Below are 22,026 nucleotides of genomic sequence, written 5' to 3' on the forward strand. Positions count from 1 at the left end.
ACACAAATATAAGCAACTTGTCATTTTCTGATTAATCTAAGAACGGTAACAACATTACTGATAAGATTTTCTGGTCGATACGCTCAAAAAAGTTATCAGATAATCAATGTCTAATTTGGTTATTGCTATTTCTATTTTACCTGGTGGTTCAATATAAAATTGATCTTCAAGAAACGTTAAATACATTCAATCAATTGATTTTCAATAAGGTATATTGCCTTTTCTTAATCTCAAAACAACGTTTTGAATTTGAGGTAGGAAGAGTAAAATAACAATTACGAAAATCACACCTGTTAACATCAAGTCATAATAATCTCTGGTAGCACGAGCCAATATCTGATGACCTACCATTTGATTAAAATAGCCTGTGGATACTGCTTTTGAAGTATAGATATCGCTTCCTGCGTTCATATATTGATTTTGAATATCCAGTAAAGTAGCTTGCAATTGAGGGTTGGTTTCCGTAAGTGATTCACGAATCTTTTCCCGAACTCCTGATTTTGCAAATAATTGAAGTTCGTTGCTAAATGCTAAGCTGGCGGTAAAACCTGTGAACCTTGCTAATATACCGACCAGTGATGCATTGATCGCAATTTTGGGAGGCGCTGATGAAGCGGTAAATGAAACAATCGGAACAAATAAGACTCCTGTTGCTACACCATAAACAAACATCGGTAGAATGAAATCAATTGTTTCGCCCTGCACAGAAACAAATAGTATCATATAAGCATAATAGATCGCCATTATTCCAAAGCCAACAATAATCATCCTTATCAAGTTGTAACCCATTAAGACAAATCTGGAAGTAACGAACATACTCAGTGTAGTTCCAAAAATTACAGCCGTCCATATAGGAATGGTGCTCAGTGGGTCATTTCCTAAAATTATTTCAAGATAGCCGTAAGCAAGTCCTGTACTTCCTTTAAAAATATAAAATGTAAAAAGTAGTAATAGCCCAATGACAAAATTCCTTGTCCTGAAAATCTGTAAGTTGATCAATGGCCGTTTAAGTTTTAATTGTCTAATGATGAAAAGTGAAAGAATAATTAGATTAACGACACTAAGAGTCGCAATTAATGAACTACCAAACCATCCCAATTGTCGCCCGTACACAAGGATGTATCCTAATGTCAAGGTAAAAGATACATAAAACAGATAACCTATCCAATCCACCTGATAAAGTGGAATCTTTTTGGTAAATCGGGCTTTACTGTTCATGGTTAGCAATACGGTAATTGTCAGAATGAAGAGTATGATAATAAATCCGTAGAATAGCCAGTTGAAATCAAAGAAATGAATGACCACACTGGTAAAAATAGAATAAAAAGGAACGGCAATCTGTATGCTGCCATACAGTAGGCTAAAGGCAATCACACGGGCACGTACAGACTGTAATCTTGGAAAAATCAGTTGTAAGACGATGCCTGAAATCAATGCACAGGTAATCCCTTGAAAAAACTGGCAAATAACAAACAATGTCCAATCTTTGAAATGAAAACATATTACAGAACATATTGCATTTACGGTAAGAGCAACTAGTAAATATTTCCTGGGTGCAAAATATTTTACGATCCGAAGATCAAGTGCCAGGAAAGCTACGGTAGAACCATAAATAACGACCATACCATATTGTACATCGGTAGGCTGTATGCCGTAAAAGCCCATCGTTGCAACCGGACTGCTGTAAAAAGCGAAGCTAAACAGACAGGTCATCAGAATAGCAAATATGATAGATCTCACCAACCATTCAGATACCCAGGATTTAAAAATAGGTATTTTAAGTGCTTGCATCATTAATCTTTTAAAACATAAACATTGGCATTCATTCCGGCAGAGAGTTTTCCTAACTTTTCAGGCGTATCGGTCAGTTTAATTCTTACAGGAATCCGTTGGATGATCTTCACAAAATTACCTGTAGCATTATCTGGTGGAAGTAAGGAATAACGTGAGCCTGTGGTGGGCGACAGTGATTCGATAGTGCCATTGAATTTTTCATTCGGGAAAGCATCAACTTCTATGGATACAGCTTGCCCGATCTTAAAGTTGCTGATTTGTGTTTCTTTAAAATTGGCCATTACCCATTTTTCCTCGGCCTTGTTCACCAAAAAAGCCAATGTTTGCCCGGGTTGTATCAGTTGACCTTCCTGAATGGTCTTTTTACCGATTTGTCCATCAAAAGGTGCAGTGATAACCGTATATCGAATATCCAATTCCTGTCTTTGGAGAAGTGCTTCCTTGATTTTTATCTCCGCCTGTATAGCATGATGTTGTGCTCTAAAATCATTCAATTTGGATTCTGCTACTTGTAAAGAAGCTTTAGCCTGGTCATAATCTGACTGTGCAATGGATAAAGAAGCACTGATATTGTCAAATTTTTGTTGTGTGGTAGATTCATCTGCCAATAGATTTTTATAACGGTCAAATTCTTTTTGCTGCTGGTTCAATCTTGCTTTAGCTCCTGCCAATTGTGCTCTAATAACCTCAATACTTTTAAGTTGCGTTTCTTCGTTCGCCGCCAAGATCGGTAATTTGGCGTGTGAACTCATGAGTTCTGCTGATGCAGCCTCTTTTTTCAGTCCATACTCGTCCAATTCAATGACAACAAGTGTATCCCCTTTTTTAACCAGCTGATTGTCTTTATAATATATTTTTTTAATATAGCCGCCAACTTTTGCGTTTATCGGAGACAGGTAGGCATCTATTTGAGCGTCGTTGGTCTGCTCATAGCGATATCCCTTTAAGAAATAGGTAATTCCCCAAATAATAATTCCTACGAATAATGCAATTCCTAACCACTTAGTTAGGCTTACAACAATTTTATCTGTTTTATTTTTGTTCATAATAGTTGTATTAAAGAATTCCTACAATTGCCAATAGTCTGATATGGCTTACTTTTACGTTTGTCTGTGCTATTGTCAGATTGAATTTTGCTTCCAGTAAAGCATTTTCTGCTTCCAAAAGATCGGTCAACAGTGATTCCTGGTTTAAGTAGCTACTTCTGATGACACGAACGGTCTCGGTGGTTTTAATGATATTTTGTTCAGCCGTTTCCACGCTCTCCAAAGCCTGTTGTTGCTGTAAATAAGCTTCTTTTACCTGAAGGGAGATTTCGTCCTTTTTCATTTCTGCTTTTTCTTTAGCCATATTGCTGACAACCTGGGCACGAGCGACCGTATGTTTGCTTTTGTACAGATTATCAATAGAATACTGTACTTTAATTCCTGCCTGACCAAATCCCCACAAGTCATTTGAATACGGATAAAAGGAGATCTGTGGATAGTTGTAATTATAGTTAGCGTACAAGGAAACTCTTGGTAATCGTGTCGCCTTAATCTGCTTTATATTCAGTTCGCTCCATTTGATGTCGCTATTGACCATTTTGTATTCCGGAGATTTGTCGAAAGCAATGTCTACATAATCATTGTAGTCACCATCTGTAATGGCGTTTATTTCAATTACATCTTCGTGCTGTATTGCTAATTCAGTATCATTTTCACGCCCCATCAGAATATTGAGCCTTTGTTTAGCGATTTCAATCTTCTTCGTAACGTCAGAAAGATTAAGTTCCAGTTGAGATAATTTCACAGAGGTTCTTAATACATCACTCTTCAGTACGATGCCGTTTTTATGCAGACTTTCTATCGATCTCAATTGCTTTTTTTCTGCTTCAATCTCTGCATCAAGAAAATCATAGAAATGCAAAAACTTATATAGATCAAAATAAGCAACTGCGACATTATATTTTACACTATGCTTTTGCAAATCCACCTCATATTGTTTTCGTGTTTCTTCTTCCTTTTTCATGGCGATGTTCCTTTTGTCTTTACCACCATTATAAAGATTAAAGTTTAAGTTGTAGCCCACTCCGTAACTGTAACCTTTTACCGGCACATCCTGTGGAGAAGAGAATAATCCATTGTCGTAAATCAGAAATTTGGAGTTGAGTTTTACGTCTCCACCTACCGAAAGTTCCGGTAATAAACGGTCTTTTGCTTCCAATATTTCTATTTTACTTTGCTGATGATTTAGGTCAGATAGTTTCAGTTGTCGATTATTCATTTCTGCAACTTTCCATATTTCTTCCAAACTTAAAGGTTGGACTTTTCCTGTATGCTGAGCGTAAATATAGGGTGCAAATAACAGCAACAGTATGCCCAAAATCGGAACTGTTTTATATTGTCTCATTAGTTTTGTTTTTATAAATGATTGGTTTCTTTCTCTTTTCTAACCATTGGTTTAATATCTTTTTCAACCCATCAAAAGCAAAGCTTAAATCGCTCATTGGCATGAAAGGACTAGAATAGGCGCAAACCAGCCAGTAGATGTAGACCTGGTCAATTTCTTCATCAAGATGAGGAAATTGATGTTCTGATTTTTTGGCTTGTATTTCAAGTTCAAAATCTTTATCGGGTTCTATGATTTTATGTTCCATCATGATTCTACTATTATTAACACAGCAAAATTATCCATCACAGAAAGCGTTGTTTTTATATAATTAGCCTAATATTTACTAAATTTGGCCATATGGAAATTCTTAGCCAATTAATAAATAGTGTGGATAAAAATCCCGATTCCATCCTCGTGATGCGACAGCAGACGGAACAACGGTTGCCTGCTCATCAGCACGATAAGGCTCAGTTGTTATTGGTATATGGCGGGATTGCTTACTTACAGACAGACGAAAAGGATTTCTATATTCCGTCCAATCATTATATCTGGATACCAAAAAACTATCCGCACAATCTGATGTTCAACACACAGGATTTATACATTATCAATATTTACTTTCCAGAAAAAAAAGTGAGAGGTTTTTATGATGAACTGGGTATTTATCCCGTGAGTAAGTTGCTGGCAGAGATGCTCTCATTTAGCGAGAAATGGCAGGGTGATTATTTTAAAGGTTCATGGGAATTTGAATTTTTGACCATGCTTAAAGGCGTATTATCAAGAGAAAACCTCAAAAAATTCTCCATCCAACTTCCTACAACGGACGATCAACGGCTCAACGCCATCATCGACAGTTTTAGAAATCGGTTAAATGAAGATCTAAGCTTAGCTATTATTGCTCAGCAATCGGGAATGAGTGTACGTAGTTTGACCAGACTATTCCAAACCAAACTGCACATTACTTTTGTTCAATACTTAAAAATGCTGCGGATTATCCGGGCGATGGAATTGATAAAAGATACAGATCTGAACATGACCGAGATAGCCTATGAAATAGGATATTCGAATATAGCTGCATTTAGCAATAATTTTCAGCAACTGACCAATATGAGACCTACGGAATTTAAAATAAAATAAGCAGTAAGATTATAGTTAAAACAACTATAATCTTACGCTAAAATAGCTTATAGTAAAGCTATATTATCCAATATTATCTATAAATGGATCAACACTTATTTCCATCATCAATTTTTCAAAAAAGAAATAGAAACCAAACGTATCCCTGATTTTTTTTGGTTCGCTCTCAAATTGTAAGTCAGCTTCTGTTTTTAACTTTTCATAGATTTCCCAAACGGCTTGCTCATCCTTCTGATAAAATCCGATGTGGAAATTCTCAGGATATTCAGGCGTATTTTCCTTGTGGTTCAATTCCTGTCCCCAAATAACTAAGGCAAAATTATAGCCATTTTCCAATACTGCCATTTTGCTTTTGCGGTTTATGATTAAATTAAAACCTAAATGGCTTTCAAATAAATGGACAGCTCTATTTACGTCTTTAACGACCAAATTGATGTGATTTAAATTCATTTTCTTGTTGATTTGAAAACAAAATTACTTTTCAGGCATCAGACTTAATTGGATAAATCGGTCATTTTCGTTTTTGTTTAAGATAGTTGGTTTTACTCCTGCAAACTTTTTCACCTCTCTGATAAAATGAGATTGGTCTCCATAATTCAGTTCCGGGTAGAAAGCCCCGTTTTTTAACTGCTTCAGCGAATTTGAGAACCGGACGATATTAATATAGGACTTCAGCGTTATTCCAAACCATTTATCGAAATAACGGTTCATTTGCCTGCTGCTCCAAAGCACTTGCTCACTTAATGTTTTTACACTCTCTTCACCTTTTGATTGATATACTAATTCAAATAATTTGCGTTTCCGCTCGTCAATTTCATCGACCCATTTGGAGGCGATAATTTTACTGGCTTTGTTATAAAAATGCTCAAAATCATTCAAATCATTTGGAGAAAAATCCCAATAGTCTGCAGGAAGTATTTGTTTATTATTTTTTAAATTGGCGAAAGAATTTTTAAAAATGTACTCTGCCGCTAGTGGGTGAAAGCTGATGGCAAACATGGTTGATTTAGGAAATGGAGGTTTTATAATTGGAGCTGTACAAATACCGGCTATAAAAATTTCGAACCTCTTATGTTCCCCTTCTAACAAGAATAAGTCTATCTTTCCGTCAGGAACAACGATGCCTTCTTTTTTCTCGTCAGAATGATTTTTTACCATCCAGATGCTCTCTACAATATCGGTTAACGAATTATCGGGCTTACGCGAAATATATTCTAATTGATTTTCGGAAGAATTCATTTTTACTATTAATAATGACCATTTACATCGAAACTTAGCTTAAAATTAGTTATTTTTTTAAGGACATATACCTGGTTGAGTCGATTTTAATAGAAACATTTCGGAACATTATGCACAGCGGCAGTATATGCTCAACAAACTTGTCAGAAAAAAGCTAAAGGAAAATTAGCTGTCACAGAATGGAAAGTAGGTGAAATTGTTGATGACCTAAGTCTCTAATATTTGTAGTTAATAGTAAATTTGTTTAAAATAAAAAAATCCTTCATAAACTTAAACATTAAAATATGGAAGCATTATTTAAAGCGTGGAAAACAAGCCGAAAACTTTTATCGGATTTTTATGACCGCTATTCTTTAGAGCAGCTCAATAAAATTCCGGACGGTTTTAACAATAACCTTATTTGGAATATCGGACATATCATTGTTACCCAACAAAAACTGATTTATAAAGGTTCCGATCTCTCCGGATATATTTCTGACGATTTGTTAGCTAAATATCAATCGGGAACCAAACCGGATGCATTTGTTCCTCAAAAAGAAGCTGACGAACTGAAAACACTCTTGACTTCTCTCATTGAGCCCACAATAGATGATTTTCTAAAAGGTATTTTTATAAATTACAACGAAAGGACGACAGGAACAGGATTCCATTTAGCGTCAATCAATGATGCTTTTGAATGTAATAACTATCACGAAGGCCTGCATTTGGGATATATGATGAGTATCAAAAAATTTGTTTAACTCCAAGCAGATACTGATTTTGTAATTTACAGAGCCTGTTCGGGCGTGAATTTAAGGCTCTACATATCGGCTATAAGATTGTGGTATTCAAGGGCAACGCGTGGTGTTGTTTGGCTGATTGTTATATCTTGCAAACCGAAATTTCTTTACCGTCTGCATACGTTTTGCCCCAATTGCAAAGACTTCCCAAAATCGGAACTAAATCCAACCCTTTATTCGTTAAAATATATTCAACACCAACAGGAACAGTTTCAGGGATTTCTTGCTTAACAAGTATGGCGTGCGTTTCCAGCTCTTTGAGTTGCCTGCCTAAAACCTGTTCCGAAATATTTGGCAATTCCCTTTTCAATAAGTGAAAACGATTATTTCCCTGTGAAATAGAATACACAATTTGCGATTTCCAACGTCCGCTAATCATTGCAATCGCTGAATTTAATTCACAAACCTGAAACAAAAATTGTTCATTTATCGAATTGGTGGAATTTTCTTTTCGCATAACTATTTCTTTTTGCCACTCACAATTTTGTTCGTTATTGCACATTACAAAATGCTTACGGAATTTTGTCATAACAAAAATACAAAATATGTTTAAGGCGATATTACTGATGGTTGGACTATTCACAACACACTCTATACAAGCACAGGAAAAATGGACTTTTCAATCCGAATATTTGGCACAGCCCGATACAGTTTTAGTTTTCAGGCCAAAAGCATACAGTGAAAATGAAAAATTTCCTTTGGTTTATTTACTCCACGGATATAGTGAAAACTATAAACAATGGTCGCAGACAACAGACTTGCAAAAGTTGGCAGACCAATACAATTTTATCATTGTAACGCCGGATGGTTTCACTTCTTTTTACATGAACAGTCCGGTAAACAAAGGCTCACGATACGAAGATTTTTTCTTCAGAGAGTTAGTTCCCAAAGTGCATCAGTCTTTTAATATTGATGAAAAAAATATTTTTATCAGCGGTTTGAGTATGGGCGGTTATGGCGCGTTGCGGTATTTTATTTTATACCCTGACTACTTTAATACGGCGGGTTCTACAAGCGGAGCTTTAGAAATCAATTACCCAAATTTTAAGAAAGTAAGCCAACTGTTTTGGCAGACAAACAGAATGACTGAAGACCTGGCAAAAAATATAGGCAACCCGAAAACAGAAAATTGGAACGCATACAGCATATCAACACTTCTCAAACAAAATCCCGATTTTAAGAAACCATTCCTGTTTGACTGCGGAACGGAAGATATTTTGTACTCCAATTCGGTAGTATTAAAAGCACAAGCGGACCGTTTAAAAATCCCGGTAACCTTCATCAGCCAGCCGGGCAGCCATAACACGGAATATTGGAATAAATCCATTGCACATCATTTTGTGTATTTTCAACAACATATTAAATGAGTTCGATTCAGACCGCTTTCTCAGACATTTTCTCTTACTTTATACCTGTTTTGTTTTTTTTTGAATACTATTGTACCTTATTTGTATCTTGAAAATATAACTTACTGATTTTCAGTTTTTAGTTATGTTTTGTATCGGGAAATAAATTAGCTTTTCTTTGATTTCTTTTTCTTATTTGATTATCAGATTATTATAGTAAAAACCGGAATCTTAAAAGAATTAAGAAGTTTGGATAAAAAAGATATCTCTGATTCGTATTTTTGCGCTGTAAAAATGAAAAGAAGTAAAATTTACCGTAACTTTAGACAAATGAAATCGATAATGTTGCATCTTTAGAATTTAATATTATAATGCCGTAGTTGATGCATCATCTTGTTTTACAATCATTACCTCCGGTATTTTATCTGGCAGGGATCTTTATCGCTTTTTTTTCATCTTTTCTTATTTTGGGAAAAGCCAAGAAGATAATGGCAGACTATGTTTTGGCATTTTGGTTTATGGTCATAGGAATACATCTTATCTTCTTTATGTTGCTTTGGTCAGAAACATATCTGAAATTTCCTTACTTCCTGGGAATTGAAATACCATTTCCCCTTATCCACGGCCCCATGCTTTATTTGTATGTTCTATGCCTTACCGGCAGTGCCCCCAAAAGACATATTTGGGTTTTTCATATGATCCCGGTTTTCAGTATCTATTTGATGCTAATCAATTTTTTTCTGTTGTCCTCAGAAGAAAAAATCAATATCTATCAACAGGGAGGAGGTGTTTACAAAATGTTGAGGACCTATATAAAGGTCTTGATCGTATTGTCAGGAATTGTTTATGTAGGTCTGAGTATTAACGCAGTTAGGAAATATAGAACTAAGATCTCAGGATTATATTCCAATACCGAGAAAATTAACCTGAACTGGGTCTATTACCTAATTGCAGGGATTGCACTGATATGGTTTGCTGTTATTTTAAAAAATGATTTTCTGATCTTTTCGTTGGTCACTGTCTTCATCGTAGTGGCTGCGTATTTTGGGATCAGCAGGGTAAGAATTCTTGATTATCAAATTCCGGAAACGTCGGAAATTACGGAAAATCCAATGGACACATTTCCTGTGGCAATTTCAAAATATGAAAAAAACTTTGCGGGCGAAGAGACAATTCAGAATATCCATACAAGATTGGTTATTCTGATGGATGCAGAAAAGCTCTATAAAAATCCGGAATTAAATCTGAATTATGTCGCAAAGCTTCTAGATGTGCACCCCAATACACTTTCGCAGACCATCAATTTTATTGAAAATAAAAACTTTTACGACTTTATTAATAGCCGGCGGATTGAAGAATTCAAAAGGATCGCACTATTGCCCGAAAATGCGAAATATACGATTTTATCACTCGCATTGGAAAGTGGATTTAATTCAAAAACATCGTTTAACAGGAATTTTAAAAAGTTCATGCACTCTTCACCCAGAGAATTCCTAAAAAGTCACAAGGTCGATATAGAATATTAAGAACCAATTTCAATTTAAGTTCGTAATTGCTTTCAGTACAGTCGTTAAGGGGTTTGTACCACCTTTCATTATGGGACGATTGGAAGCTTTTTAATCCTCATTTTTACAAAAAAAATTAATCAGCTCACAATGAGAAAATTATTATTTGTAATTATTGCTGTGTTGGCATTGCTTATAAGTGCCTATCCATTTTTGTATGCCTTAGTGGAAGCTAAAGATACTTTCCTGAATTCTAAGTCACCAGAAATACTTCACAATATGTTGTGGAAAACGGCATTTTGGGCCCATATTATTTTTGGAGGACTGGCATTATTTATTGGCTGGCGTCAGTTTGGAAGTTCATTTCGAAGCAAGTATATCGGGATACACCGGATTTTAGGAAGGATCTATGCAATTGCTGTGGTCATTAGTTCGGTTTTCGCAATATATCTGGGGTTTTATGCCAATGGAGGGCTAATATCAGCAATAGGGTTTGTATCTCTGGGGTCTATCTGGCTGATAACGACGCTATGTGGAGTTATGCAGGCAAGAAATGCCAATGTCATATTGCATCAACAATTGATGACCTACAGTTATGCCTGTACATTTGCGGCCGTTACTCTGAGACTCTGGTATCCGATATTGAAAATCATCACAGGAGACCCCGCCGATTCTTACATTGCCGTAGCCTGGTTATGCTGGGTTCCTAATCTGCTCATTGCTTATTTTTTCAATAGAAGATCATCGCAGGTAGCGTTCAAATGACCTGAACACTTTTCAAATCAATCTGAAATTTTTGAGAAAATGAAAACAGATCGAAAGATGGTTACAGTATTCAAAAAGATGAGGCAGGTAAGAGTTACAAATTAAAAAAGGAAATTAAAAACTAGGAAATATAAAAATTATGGCTCAATTGTATTTAGATCAAAAAATGATGAAACGGGTTTTTAAATCGGTGAAACGGATAGGACTAGGTTTGGTCGTGTTGGTTATATTACTGCTCATCGCAGGATTTATTTTTGAGAGAATATCCCGAAATCAAGCTGATAAGATCAAACCTGATGGCAACTTTGCAGAGGTTGAAGACCATCTCCTGCATTATTATAAGAAAGGAAACGGAGGGCCGACCGTTGTCTTTGAAACTGCATTTGACCCCGCTGGACATCTGCAGTGGTACAACATCCAACAACAATTACCAATTTCCTGCACGAGCATTTCATATGACAGGTCAGGAATTTTGTGGAGCGAGAGAGGTGAAAATCTAAAATCCGGTGAAGAAATGGCCGAAGAACTGCATCTTTTATTGGAAAAAGTTAATGTACCTAAACCTTACATCCTTGTGGGGCATTCGTTTGGAGGTACACTGGTGCATTTTTTTGTCAACCGTTATCCCGAAGACGTCGGAGGCGTGATCCTTGTGGACAGTCAATATCCTGACGATAAAAGATACTTGTCTCCCGAATTATACAAAATGGTCAATCAAGGACTGCCTGGCGGCTTTCTCAAATTTGCCAATACTTTCGGAATTGTGAGACTGATGTTCAAAGGGATGTTCCCGAATGAAAAACAATATACCTATCAGAATTCCGTAATGCCGGCCTTACTTTTCAAAAGTGCAGATGCGGTGTTGGAAGAACAGGACGAGATGAGCTCCATTAAAAAAGAGGCGTCGAAAATAAGATCCTTCGGCAATATCCCTCTTCTGGTTTTGACTGCAGCAGATGAAAAACGCTATGATGCAGCCATCAAGGACAAAAAATTAAAAATAGAGATGCTCAATGCCTGGACTAAAATGCAAAAAGACCTTTTGCATCTTTCAACTGACAGTAAACAAATTCTGGTGCCCAAAAGTGGTCACTATATTAATCAGGAGCAGCCGAAGGTCATTGAAGATGCAATTAATGAAATTGTGGACAAAGTTAAAAAGAGTAATAAGCCAGCAAGTTTTTGAGCTTGATCTAGTTTGTTTACTGTCAATATTTTACGCAAATCAAGAAATCTCAGATTTTTTTTCGAAATTTGTAAAGAACCCAAGTTTATAAAATTACCAACATATGAAAAGAATGATCGTTCTGCTTCTAGCATCAGTTACTATTCTTGCCTGCAATAAATCCCAAAAGGAAGATCAAGGCCACGAAATTTCCAACAATCAAACAGTACAGCCAGCCAATGATGCAGGATCGGAGAACAAGTTTGACATTGAACATATTCCCTATTCAACTGCTGATCTGGGCAATTTCCCTTTCATCATCTTGCCAAAAGGATTGAAAGAAATGAATAAACCTTTGAAGAAGAGTTTTGATGTGTGCTTTTTTCCGATAAATGGCAAGATGACTGCATTTGAAGGGCAGCTTTACAAAGCAAATATCAGTGCAGAACAGGGACAGGAATTTTCTCAGCATTATTTTGAAAAAAGTATGGAAGATCTCTTGAGATCTGTAGGTGCTGTAAAGGTTTTTGACGGGGAAATAACCCAGAAGGAATATGACAGTTACAATAAGCAGGACCCAAATAAGGGTGAGGAAGGAGATATGGGCTACCCTGGGGAGGCCATCAAATTCTACGTTATTCGCAGCAAGGAAATGGGGGATATTTATGTTCAATACACGGCTAATAATGCGGCTGGCAAATTAAATATTTTACAGTCGAAAAATGCTCATAATTAATTTGCTGAAATACTTTTAAACGGATTTTAAAATAATAGCAGAAAATAAATTTACCGGATGAGGTTGGAGATTCTATTGTTACACTAAATAATACAAGTTCTTTTGTGAATCTGCATTAAAAAACGAAAGGCTATTCTCTAAACTGTATAAAATAACAAAAGGACGATTTTGAATCTGCTTTTAATAATGCAGTTCACATTCAATTAAGTTTGCCTTTATTTCAATTTTGCAACCTCAATCCGATTAGTATCTCCAGAAATGATCTTCTGCATATCATAGGGTTGTAATTTATTTTTCATTCAGCAACCTAATCGTATAGCCGTAACTGTATTTTTTGTCGAGTAAACGATATTCCTCATGCGGATATGCACCCCAGCTGTCATCACCGCCTAGTCCGCGTTGCTTAAGGTCAATGTTTAAAAATACCTGATGTCTTGGCGGCAAATCAACAGGATGCTGCTGCTTTTTGGTCAGACCCGGATCAAGGTCTTCAACACTATGGTTAATGGCTGTAAAAGCAATTGGTTGTTTGCCTTCCACTTTTATTCCGTTGCCCAGTTCATCGGTCAGAGTGAACCAACGGACATCCGTTTTATTGCCGCTCTCTTGTGGACGGATGTATCCGTTATAGTATTGATTCTCTACTTTATCCTGATAGATACCGATAAATGACGCACTATTCCGGTCAATATAGTTTTCGTACGGACCTCTTCCATAATAGCTGAGGTTATTATAGCTTCCAGGCAATGTAGTACGCATACCGAAGCGCGGCAGTTCAGGGAGCTCTTTTCCGGTCATATCCATTGTTGCAGTGATTTGTATGTCGCCATTATTATGGATGAAATAGTTAATTTGGTAAGGTACATCGATGCCGGCCAGTTGCCATTCGACCTGAATTACTATTCCGTTTTCAGTTTGCTCCGCAACCGTTATTTTTTTTAATTTTTTCTGATCATGAGCAGAACGCCATAAGCCCAATCTTGAAGGCATGCGGTTTCCAAAATCATTATCGGTAGGCGCCCTCCAGAAATAAGGTTCCGGGAAATTATTGAAATTGCTGTTGTTTTTGCTGTATCGTGTGAACTTTCCTGCTTGCAGATCAAACTCACCCTTTACATCACCAGCAGTGAAAATCAGCTTCTTATCATCTTTTGTGATCGCTAATTTTGGTGCTGTATCCGACTCTTTTTCAAAATAAGATCCTGCATAACCAAATTGCTCCTTGGCGATTTCCGTTCCTGCAGGCAGCATTTCTGTCGTTGTTTTAGTATATACATAGAGGTTTAGGAAATACTCGGTTCCTGCAGCAGACTTATATTTGGGAAGCTCAAGCTTTAGGTCTTTTGACTGATGAGGAGCAAGCTGAACATCAAATTTACCTTCATTTACTTTTTCACCATTTCTCAATAGCTCCCATTTAAATTCATGTTGGTTCAGGTTGGTAAAATCAAAGATATTTTCGATATTAATTAAACCTTTACCCAAGTCTTTTGCGGTAAAGATCACATTCTGATAAACCTTCTTCACTTCATAAGCACCAGGATCAGGTGTACGGTCAGAACTGATGATCCCATCGGCTACACCATTCTCATCATTCTGCCAGTAAAAAGCACCCAGATCACCACCATAAGCCCAGAATGGCTTGCCGTTAGCGTCTTTGGTTTTAATACCCTGATCTACCCAATCCCAAATAAATCCGCCCTGCATATTTTTGCTTTTCCGGATAATGTCAAAATAAGTCTGCATATTACCATTGCTGTTACCCATGGCGTGTGAATATTCGCACATAATGTAAGGTCTTTTTTTAGTCGTATCGGCAGCATATTTTTTCATATCGGCGATGCGTGGGTACATAGGAGCTACAATGTCCGTATCCCAGTCTTGTCCGGCCTGCTCAAACTGTACCGGTCTGGAAGTGTCCCGGCTTTTGATCCATTTATAATTATCGTGAAATACTGGTCCGTTACCACATTCATTGCCCATGGACCAGATAATAATAGAGGCGTGGTTTTTGTCGCGTTCCACCATTCTTACAATCCTGTCTGTGTGTGCGGGTGCCCATTCCGGAAGGTAGGCTGGGTGTACAGTTGTGTCGAACCCGCCCTGTAGTTCTGCACCCATACCGTGGGTTTCAATGTTCGCTTCATCTACAAGATACAACCCATATTGATCGCATAATTTATACCATAGCGGATTATTTGGATAATGTGAAAGTCTTACAGCATTGATGTTCAGTTCCTTCATTAATCTGATATCTTTCAGCATCAATGCTTTAGTTGTGGTGTGACCTGTTACATCATCATGTTCATGCCTGTTTACACCGTGTACGGAGATTGGCATTCCATTAACCAACAGTCTTGCATTTTTGATTTCAATTTTACGAAAACCTACCTTCGAAGCAATAATGCTGATTACTGTTCCTTTTTGATCTTTTAGCGTGAGCACACAATCATACAGGTTGGGTGTTTCGGCATTCCATTTCAATGGATTTTTAATGGTTGTCTGGAATTTCAAAGTTTGAATGCTATCTGCATTTACACTGAAATTTTCCTGTTCGTTATAAATGGCTTTTCCTGATTTGTCCAGCAGGCTGATAGACAAGCTTCCGTTTTTAAGATCATTCCCTTTGAATTTGCGAAGATCTACATCAGCACTGAACAATCCATTTTTGTATTTAGTATCAAGATCTGCTTTGAGGAAGAAATCCCATATAGCCAATTTTGGAAGAGCATACAAATAAACATCCCTTTCCAGCCCACTTAAGCGCCAAAAATCCTGATCTTCCAGGTAGCTGCCATCGTGCCAGCGGAATACCTGTACAGCGAGCAGGTTCTGACCTTTTTTCAGGTATTTGCTGATGTTAAATTCTGCAGGAGTCTTGGAAGCTTTAGTCATCCCGACTTTCTCACCGTTTACATAAATAAAAGCACATCCTGAAATAGAGCCAAAATGAAGCAATATTTCTTTCTGATCCCAATTTTCAGGAATGGTAAACGTTTTTCTGTAGGTACCTACAGGATTATTCGGACCGATAAATGGCGGGGTTCTTGGATGAGGATAGGTGACATTGGTATAGATGGGAATACCGAAACCGTTCAGTTCCCAATTAGAAGGTACTGTTAAATTTGCCCATCCCGAATCGTCCAATATAGTTTTGTGAAAATCTGTAGGCCTTTCTTTATATCGATCTGTATAGCTAAACTTCCACTGCCCGTTAAGGGATTTATAATTATCGGATTTAGTGTAATCATCGGAAAGTGCATCTTGCTGATAATCAAAGGATACGAAGGTGACGTGTGGCTTTTCTTTTCCCTGGTCAACAATTTTGGGGTTTTCCCAATCGTTGTTTTGTGCAGCTGCAGAAAAAAAGAATAAGGATAATAATATTGAGGTTACTATTTTTAAGTTCATAAAAGACGTTTTCGTGGTTAACTGATAAACAAATTTATATAAAAAATATGTTCTGACATGTCAAGTTTCAAACTTTCACATACGAAGATGCCATTTGCTTTGAGGGGGGATTTACCGTACTAATACATTACACCAACTTCCCGGTAGGTGGAAACATTTCGGAAAACATCCGGATATATCTTCAAACATAATGGTGGGTAGGCCATTATGCAGGCTGCTTTGTGATCCATTGAGCTATACATAGTACAACTGTGTGTTTAAATTTGTTTGTAAAAAAGATAACAACTTTATTTTTATATGCTTGCGAGGACGATATTCTTGAAAAAATATAAGAAAAAAAGATGTTGCAGCACCTTAATTCTGTAACACTTTTATACACCCGCATTACTAAAGAAAAAATAGAAAGTGTTCAGGAAAAATTATTTTAAAACTTTTTTTGATAAAAGTGTTCTGTTTTTCAATTTATGAAGCAGAAAAAAATCAATGGTGAAATGGTTTTTAATGCTTAAGAGAAAAATATTATTTTTTAAGAATAGAAGTAAATATTTTTAATTGAAGTAACTGTTTTTGGAGGAAAATATCATTAGGAAACACTTGCAGTTATTGGATTTGCAGGAGGAAAAACTGAACATGAAAGGATGATACCGTTTAAATCATAATTTAAGTTTTGGATAAAAAAGAGTCCTTCTCACAACTCGTGAAACGGACTCTTTTAATAATTTTCTTGACTCCCATTCAGAGAATAGTTTTCAAATAAACGTTTCTCACACTACATCATCTGGTTTTGAGAGATTCTTTTGTTTTTCTTAATCTGTCACTTTTAAATGCTGAATTTTTCCTTCCGCAATATCAAAATGAAATTTTAAAATAATCGGACTGCCCGGAAATGATCCTGTAACTTTTGCCGACAATATGTCTTCTTTTTCGTCATAATCTACTGGCTCCATGGTCGCTTTATATTCTTTATTGGATTTGTCAATCCACTTTTCAATTTCTGCTTTTCCGTTATGGGTTTTGCCTTCATCAAATACTTCTGCATTTTCGGCAAAACAATTGGTGTACGCTGCACTGTCAAATTCGTTTTGTGCTTTTACTAATTCTGAGATAATGTTTGGTAAATTCATTGTATTATATTTTAAGATGATTAAATGGTTGGCACGGTACCACCGTCGATTACATATTCAGTTCCTGTTAAATAGCTTGCTCTTGGTGAAACAAGGAAGCCAACCAATTCAGCTACTTCTGCAGGTTCTGCAGGTCTTCCGAAAGGGATTCCACCCAAGGCATCCATTACACCTTGTTGCGCTTCTTCTACAGTACTGTTCGCGTTTCTTGCAATTTCGCCCAGCCAGGCTTCCGATGCAGTTGTATTAATCCATCCAGGCGAAACAGTCAGCACGCGGACGCCTTTAGGGGTAACTTCGTTTGATAAGCTTTTACTGTAATTTCTCAATCCTGCTTTTGCAGCTGCATAAGGCAAAGTGGAATCATAAAGAGGCAGTTTACCCTGAATTGATGCGATGTGAATAATAACACCGGTTTTGCGTTCTATCATTTGTGGTAAAAACCCTCTGTCCAGTCGAACCGGCGCGAGCAAATTAGCCTGTAGGGTTGACTCCCAGTCTGCATCAGTTAATACAGCAAATCCACCGGCAGGTGTTGATGAAGCACCAAGGTTGTTTACCAGGATATCCAGTCTCCCATAGTTCGCAAGTACTTCGCTGACCACTTTTTGTGCTCCTTCTGTTGTACTCAAATCGGAAGCAATGAAATGCAGGCTGCTGTTTTCTTTTTCAGGGGCATTTCTTGCGGTAATGATAACTGTTGTGCCAGCTTGCAGCAGTCTTTCAGCAATTGCTTCTCCTGCTCCTTTTGTACCTCCTGTCACCAACGCAATTTTGCCAGATAACTCATTGTTGAAATTAAATTGTTCCATTTTTTTAATTATTTATAGGACAAAATTGGGGTATAAAAACAGTTTGCACAAGTACGGAATTACGATTCATATAGGGATAAATTATTCACCTATTGTACAAATCGGAACATAGGCTTACTTTTACATTATGTATGCGAGAAAAATAATACCCAACCTGAATTGCGGTCTTGATCTGATCGGTGAAGTACTTTACGGCAAATGGAAAATACGTTTGCTTTGGTTTATTCATCAAGGGCATCAGAGACCGAGCGAACTGCAGCGTAAAATACCGGATGCAACACGAAGAGTCTTAAATATTCAGTTAAAAGAATTAGAAGACCATGAATTGATCACAAAGAAAATCTATCCTGTTGTACCCCCAAAAGTTGAGTACTCTCTTACAGATTTTGGGAATACCTTAATTCCCGTAATTTCCGTATTAGGGCAGTGGAGTGATCAAAATGAAGACAGGCTGAGGAACGTGATTCTGAAAAGAATGGGGGATGAAACTATTGGTAGTGCTACCCATGAGGAAGAACTTCAAATAGCGGACAGCCTTTTGAAGCAGGAAAACGAACAGACTGATTAAAATGTAAGTCCTAAAAACGGTATAATTTAAAATATTAACTACCAAAATAGTACTCCTTAATAGCCAGCTACAGACTACGCAAATCCTGACAAAGAAGATTCTGATGCTGAAACTTCAGAAAATATAAAGAAAAGAATCATTACGTATCATAAAGATGAACTGATTTCTCTGGAAGCCACCGAAATCGCATACTTTTTCCTTGAAAATAATATCGTTTATATCAAAACCCATTCAGGAAACCCCATTTTCTATCAATTCAAGTCTGGGCGAATTGCCCGGAATATTAGATCAATTTAAATTTTACAGAGCGGATCGGCAGTATATCATCAACATCAGTGCTGTAAGCAAATCCTGGCGTATGAAAAAACCAGCTCAAAATTGTTACTCCAAAAAGTGAAGACGATATTCTGATCAGCAAAAATAAAGTGGCGGAATTTAGGAAATGCCTTGAGCAGTGATGTAATTGGAATTTTGGTTCCAAATTAGTTTCCTTTTAAGCTATTTGAGCAATATGTCTAAGCAGAGGTTCTGTGATTTTCTGGAATCCAATAAGATTTATTTTTTACTTTTCAGCTGAAATACATTTCCTTCAGGATCAATTCCATCGCATAGCCAAAAGTCGTAGTTTTCAAAGGTTTTAATCTCCCGCATCTGAATATTTCTTTGCATAAACTCATCTCTTACGGTCTCGATATTACTGTCGATATTGAAGATGATTTTTACATTATTATCAAATTTATGATTCGGATTAATGCTTTCCAGGTACTTTTTTCCGATTTTATGGAAAGCGATATTAATATTTCCTCCATTTAATAAAACCCAGATATCATCTTCCTCAATGATTATAAGGTTGAAATTTTTGACATAAAAATCTCTTAAAGTTTTAATGTCCTGAACATAGAACATTATCGTATCAAGTTTTGCGTTCATTGATAGAAAATTAGAATTATTTCATTAAAAATAAGAATTTCTGGAGAGATTATCTCATTGAAAGCATTATTTTTCAGGATAAAATTCCGCCAGTTCATATGAAAAAACGACACTGATTATTTTCCATTCTCCGTCGGTCCTGATCAGATGCCAGAATTCTTTTCCGTAATTTTTCATCTGATTATCAATCCAGAAAGAATAATCGAATGTCACACTTCCAATAGTATAGTCATTTTCAATACGAGAAGTTTTATCTCTGTTTATGTAACTTTTTATTTTCATTATTTATATAGTAACACTCGTACTTACGGATATTAAATAAATGTACATCTTTTAAGTTTTTTAAAATAAGCATCAGGCTTTTCATCTTTTCTTACTTATTAAAACGTTGATTTCGACAAGATAAAAATAAAGATCGGATTACTTAAATAATGTTAGCGTTTATTATGATTAAAAGCATAAGCTATAGAATTCTTACGATGTATATTGCTAAAACATCGCTGAAAAACAAAATTAACACATTGTTATTAAAATTTAATTAAGTACTTAACATAATTAAGTATAAATACTGAATCACAAAACTGGTGGAATTATATTTTTGTTTTGTTAAAAACTGCCTATTGACAAGACAAAAAATAGTTTTAAAGTTCCTTATTAAGGATATTTGCAAAAACACTAACATGACAAAATTTATTTTTTTTCTATTGTTTTTTTTTACTAAACAATTATTTAGTCAAGAAAGATATGAGAAATTAGCCAATGAGTCGCCATCAAAGTTTATAGAAAGAAGTAAGGATTATTTTGAGCAAGCTTCCGTAGATGATAGGCCCTATATTTTATTATATACTGCGGAATGCTGGTATGAGCTAAAACAAATTAGCAGAATGGGCAATTGCCTTTTAGAATTAGAGAAACTACTTATTAAAAATCCAAACAAATTAATTTCTTGCAGGATTTATGGCAGAATGGCTTTTCTTTATACCATTACAGGATATAAATTTAAATCCAAGGCAATGCTTCAAAATTGTCAACAGAATATTAAAAAGTATTTAAAAAATGAAGAATATTTTGAAGGAAGATGTTACTTCTTTTTTTATAGTGCTATGATCAGTTCAAAGCAAGGCAGAAAAGAAGAAGCTCTAATTTATTATACTAAAGCTAATAATGAATACAATAAATTATTTTCAAAATACAAAAATGTCAACCGTCTTATTGGGCACAGTATAGCAACTAATTTAAGTGATGCCTATTTTGACCGAAAAGAATTTAAAAAGTCTTTATATTATGCACAGCTAGCTATAAGGAGATATAATAATGATCAGTACACAGGAGCCGCATATATTAATATTGCTAATGCCTATTCTAAGCTGGGCCAGGAAGATAGCGCCCTCGTCTACTATGATAGAAGTATTATCCCTCTTCAGAATGAAAGGAATGTTGAATACCTGAATTTGTCTTTCGATAGCATAAGATCTATTTATCTTCAAAAGAAAAATGTAATAATGGGCAATTATTATTCATCTTTTCAGAGCAAAACATTAGCACAGCTAGAGGATATTGATAATACTGCGATTCAACAGAAAAATGATAGTTTTGGGTACTACACTGACCTCGGTATTATATATGCTATTATTTTAATACTTATTGTTGCTTCTGTTCTATTCTTTAAATTAAAGTTAAGTATAACATATGCTTTTCAAAAAAGAAATTCTGACGATAGTGTTGAAGAAATAAAAAATCCTCCTCAACAAATAGCAGCCACTCCTCAAAGAAATCCTCCCAATATTATCCCGGAACCCAAAATTAAGAAAGATTTGTACCAGCATCTTAGGGAACAATTAGATGAATATGAAAAAACAGAATTCTATCTTAATCCCAATACAACCTTAGCAAAAGTGGCGGTTTATTTGAATACAAGCCCTCAAAATATTTCTGAAATGATCAACAAAAATAAGGAAATGAATTTCAGTACTTATATCAGTTCATTAAGAATCGATTATATAGCAAGGCTTTTAAAGGAAGATGAAAAGTACAGAACCTATAAAATTTCTTATCTGGCAACCGTAGCGGGTTTCGTTTCACATAGTACTTTTACGAAAGTTTTTAAAAATATTAAAGGAATTTCCCCATCAGAATATATCGACATGCTGAATGCTTTAAATGATAAATCTTTGAATTAATATATAAACAAAACATCTCGTAATTTCACCATCTCCACACTTCTTACAGCTTTATTGTCAGATATTTTTACAATATTGTCTGTAAACCAATCTTTTAATTTATCCCCGGATCTTTTTTGGCGCTCTGGTCAAAATCCTTACCCTTTCTGTTTTATTTGGCTT

General features: G+C 35.9%; 22 protein-coding genes. 10 read left to right on the top strand and 12 right to left on the bottom strand.

Annotated features, from left to right (window positions below):
- Window positions 1-201: 201 nt before the first annotated feature.
- Genes ACWNCI_RS01310 through ACWNCI_RS01325 form a run of 4 tightly spaced genes read right to left on the bottom strand, consistent with a single transcriptional unit; the run spans window position 202 to window position 4,435 of the window.
- Window positions 202-1,794, bottom strand: a complete 1,593-nt coding sequence (locus ACWNCI_RS01310) for an MFS transporter (protein WP_449386861.1) — start codon at window positions 1,792-1,794, stop codon at window positions 202-204.
- Complete coding sequence (locus ACWNCI_RS01315) at window positions 1,794-2,840, bottom strand: HlyD family secretion protein (RefSeq protein WP_449386862.1); 1,047 nt, start codon at window positions 2,838-2,840, stop codon at window positions 1,794-1,796. Before ACWNCI_RS01315 ends, ACWNCI_RS01310 begins: the two co-directional genes overlap by 1 nt.
- A gap of 10 nt (window positions 2,841-2,850) precedes the next feature.
- Complete coding sequence (locus tag ACWNCI_RS01320; protein WP_449386863.1) at window positions 2,851-4,185, bottom strand: TolC family protein; 1,335 nt, start codon at window positions 4,183-4,185, stop codon at window positions 2,851-2,853.
- Window positions 4,172-4,435 carry a hypothetical protein gene (locus ACWNCI_RS01325; protein ID WP_449386864.1) on the bottom strand — a complete coding sequence of 88 codons (264 nt, stop codon included), beginning with the start codon at window positions 4,433-4,435 and terminating at the stop codon, window positions 4,172-4,174. The genes ACWNCI_RS01320 and ACWNCI_RS01325 overlap by 14 nt, the downstream gene beginning before the upstream one ends.
- An 89-nt stretch (window positions 4,436-4,524) precedes the next feature.
- Between ACWNCI_RS01325 and ACWNCI_RS01330 the strand changes: the two genes are divergently transcribed.
- Window positions 4,525-5,304 (top strand): helix-turn-helix domain-containing protein, encoded by a 780-nt coding sequence (locus tag ACWNCI_RS01330; RefSeq protein WP_449386865.1) that lies wholly within the window; start codon window positions 4,525-4,527, stop codon window positions 5,302-5,304.
- 63 nt (window positions 5,305-5,367) lie between these two features.
- Here the strand turns inward: ACWNCI_RS01330 and ACWNCI_RS01335 are convergent, their stop codons facing one another.
- A complete protein-coding gene (locus ACWNCI_RS01335; RefSeq protein WP_449386866.1) occupies window positions 5,368-5,754 on the bottom strand; it encodes a VOC family protein in 387 nt (128 codons plus the stop codon).
- A gap of 24 nt (window positions 5,755-5,778) precedes the next feature.
- Window positions 5,779-6,543 carry a DUF6597 domain-containing transcriptional factor gene (locus tag ACWNCI_RS01340; RefSeq protein ID WP_449386867.1) on the bottom strand — a complete coding sequence of 255 codons (765 nt, stop codon included), beginning with the start codon at window positions 6,541-6,543 and terminating at the stop codon, window positions 5,779-5,781.
- A 284-nt stretch (window positions 6,544-6,827) separates the two neighbouring features.
- On the opposite strand from ACWNCI_RS01340, the gene ACWNCI_RS01345 reads away from it, so the two are divergent.
- Window positions 6,828-7,283: a DinB family protein gene (locus ACWNCI_RS01345; RefSeq protein WP_449386868.1), complete on the top strand. Its 456-nt coding sequence runs from the start codon at window positions 6,828-6,830 to the stop codon at window positions 7,281-7,283.
- A 121-nt stretch (window positions 7,284-7,404) separates the two neighbouring features.
- Here the strand turns inward: ACWNCI_RS01345 and ACWNCI_RS01350 are convergent, their stop codons facing one another.
- Complete coding sequence (locus ACWNCI_RS01350) at window positions 7,405-7,779, bottom strand: winged helix-turn-helix transcriptional regulator (RefSeq protein ID WP_346985903.1); 375 nt, start codon at window positions 7,777-7,779, stop codon at window positions 7,405-7,407.
- Window positions 7,780-7,867: 88 nt separating this feature from the next.
- On the opposite strand from ACWNCI_RS01350, the gene ACWNCI_RS01355 reads away from it, so the two are divergent.
- The 5 genes from ACWNCI_RS01355 (at window position 7,868) to ACWNCI_RS01375 (ending at window position 12,839) form a co-directional block, all read left to right on the top strand.
- Window positions 7,868-8,689: an alpha/beta hydrolase gene (locus ACWNCI_RS01355; protein WP_449386869.1), complete on the top strand. Its 822-nt coding sequence runs from the start codon at window positions 7,868-7,870 to the stop codon at window positions 8,687-8,689.
- 362 nt (window positions 8,690-9,051) lie between these two features.
- Window positions 9,052-10,194 (top strand): helix-turn-helix domain-containing protein, encoded by a 1,143-nt coding sequence (locus ACWNCI_RS01360; protein WP_449386870.1) that lies wholly within the window; start codon window positions 9,052-9,054, stop codon window positions 10,192-10,194.
- Window positions 10,195-10,323: 129 nt separating this feature from the next.
- Window positions 10,324-10,938 carry a DUF2306 domain-containing protein gene (locus ACWNCI_RS01365; RefSeq protein ID WP_449386871.1) on the top strand — a complete coding sequence of 205 codons (615 nt, stop codon included), beginning with the start codon at window positions 10,324-10,326 and terminating at the stop codon, window positions 10,936-10,938.
- 166 nt (window positions 10,939-11,104) lie between these two features.
- Window positions 11,105-12,124 (top strand): alpha/beta fold hydrolase, encoded by a 1,020-nt coding sequence (locus ACWNCI_RS01370; RefSeq protein WP_449386872.1) that lies wholly within the window; start codon window positions 11,105-11,107, stop codon window positions 12,122-12,124.
- Window positions 12,125-12,227: 103 nt separating this feature from the next.
- Window positions 12,228-12,839: a hypothetical protein gene (locus tag ACWNCI_RS01375; RefSeq protein ID WP_449386873.1), complete on the top strand. Its 612-nt coding sequence runs from the start codon at window positions 12,228-12,230 to the stop codon at window positions 12,837-12,839.
- Between the two features lie 288 nt (window positions 12,840-13,127).
- Here ACWNCI_RS01375 and ACWNCI_RS01380 read toward each other — a convergent pair whose 3' ends face one another.
- From ACWNCI_RS01380 to ACWNCI_RS01390, 3 genes are all read right to left on the bottom strand, one after another.
- On the bottom strand, window positions 13,128-16,250 hold the full coding sequence (locus tag ACWNCI_RS01380) for a glycoside hydrolase family 2 TIM barrel-domain containing protein (RefSeq protein WP_449386874.1): 3,123 nt from the start codon (window positions 16,248-16,250) through the stop codon (window positions 13,128-13,130).
- Window positions 16,251-17,056: 806 nt separating this feature from the next.
- Window positions 17,057-17,374, bottom strand: coding sequence for a nuclear transport factor 2 family protein (locus tag ACWNCI_RS01385; RefSeq protein ID WP_449386875.1), 318 nt, complete (start codon window positions 17,372-17,374; stop codon window positions 17,057-17,059).
- A 20-nt stretch (window positions 17,375-17,394) separates the two neighbouring features.
- Window positions 17,395-18,186 carry an SDR family oxidoreductase gene (locus tag ACWNCI_RS01390; protein ID WP_449386876.1) on the bottom strand — a complete coding sequence of 264 codons (792 nt, stop codon included), beginning with the start codon at window positions 18,184-18,186 and terminating at the stop codon, window positions 17,395-17,397.
- 127 nt (window positions 18,187-18,313) lie between these two features.
- On the opposite strand from ACWNCI_RS01390, the gene ACWNCI_RS01395 reads away from it, so the two are divergent.
- Both ACWNCI_RS01395 and ACWNCI_RS01400 read left to right on the top strand, forming a co-directional pair.
- On the top strand, window positions 18,314-18,754 hold the full coding sequence (locus ACWNCI_RS01395; RefSeq protein ID WP_449386877.1) for a winged helix-turn-helix transcriptional regulator: 441 nt from the start codon (window positions 18,314-18,316) through the stop codon (window positions 18,752-18,754).
- A gap of 199 nt (window positions 18,755-18,953) precedes the next feature.
- Complete coding sequence (locus tag ACWNCI_RS01400) at window positions 18,954-19,151, top strand: LytTR family transcriptional regulator DNA-binding domain-containing protein (protein ID WP_449386878.1); 198 nt, start codon at window positions 18,954-18,956, stop codon at window positions 19,149-19,151.
- Window positions 19,152-19,309: 158 nt separating this feature from the next.
- On the opposite strand, the gene ACWNCI_RS01405 is transcribed toward ACWNCI_RS01400, so the two are convergent.
- Window positions 19,310-19,684, bottom strand: coding sequence for a VOC family protein (locus ACWNCI_RS01405; RefSeq protein ID WP_346985890.1), 375 nt, complete (start codon window positions 19,682-19,684; stop codon window positions 19,310-19,312).
- Between the two features lie 66 nt (window positions 19,685-19,750).
- A complete protein-coding gene (locus ACWNCI_RS01410; protein WP_449386879.1) occupies window positions 19,751-19,966 on the bottom strand; it encodes a hypothetical protein in 216 nt (71 codons plus the stop codon).
- A gap of 398 nt (window positions 19,967-20,364) precedes the next feature.
- Here ACWNCI_RS01410 and ACWNCI_RS01415 point away from each other — a divergent pair, with 398 nt between their 5' ends.
- Window positions 20,365-21,864 carry a helix-turn-helix domain-containing protein gene (locus ACWNCI_RS01415; RefSeq protein WP_449386880.1) on the top strand — a complete coding sequence of 500 codons (1,500 nt, stop codon included), beginning with the start codon at window positions 20,365-20,367 and terminating at the stop codon, window positions 21,862-21,864.
- Window positions 21,865-22,026: the final 162 nt, after the last annotated feature.

It is taken from the genome of Chryseobacterium lineare (assembly GCF_977014045.1).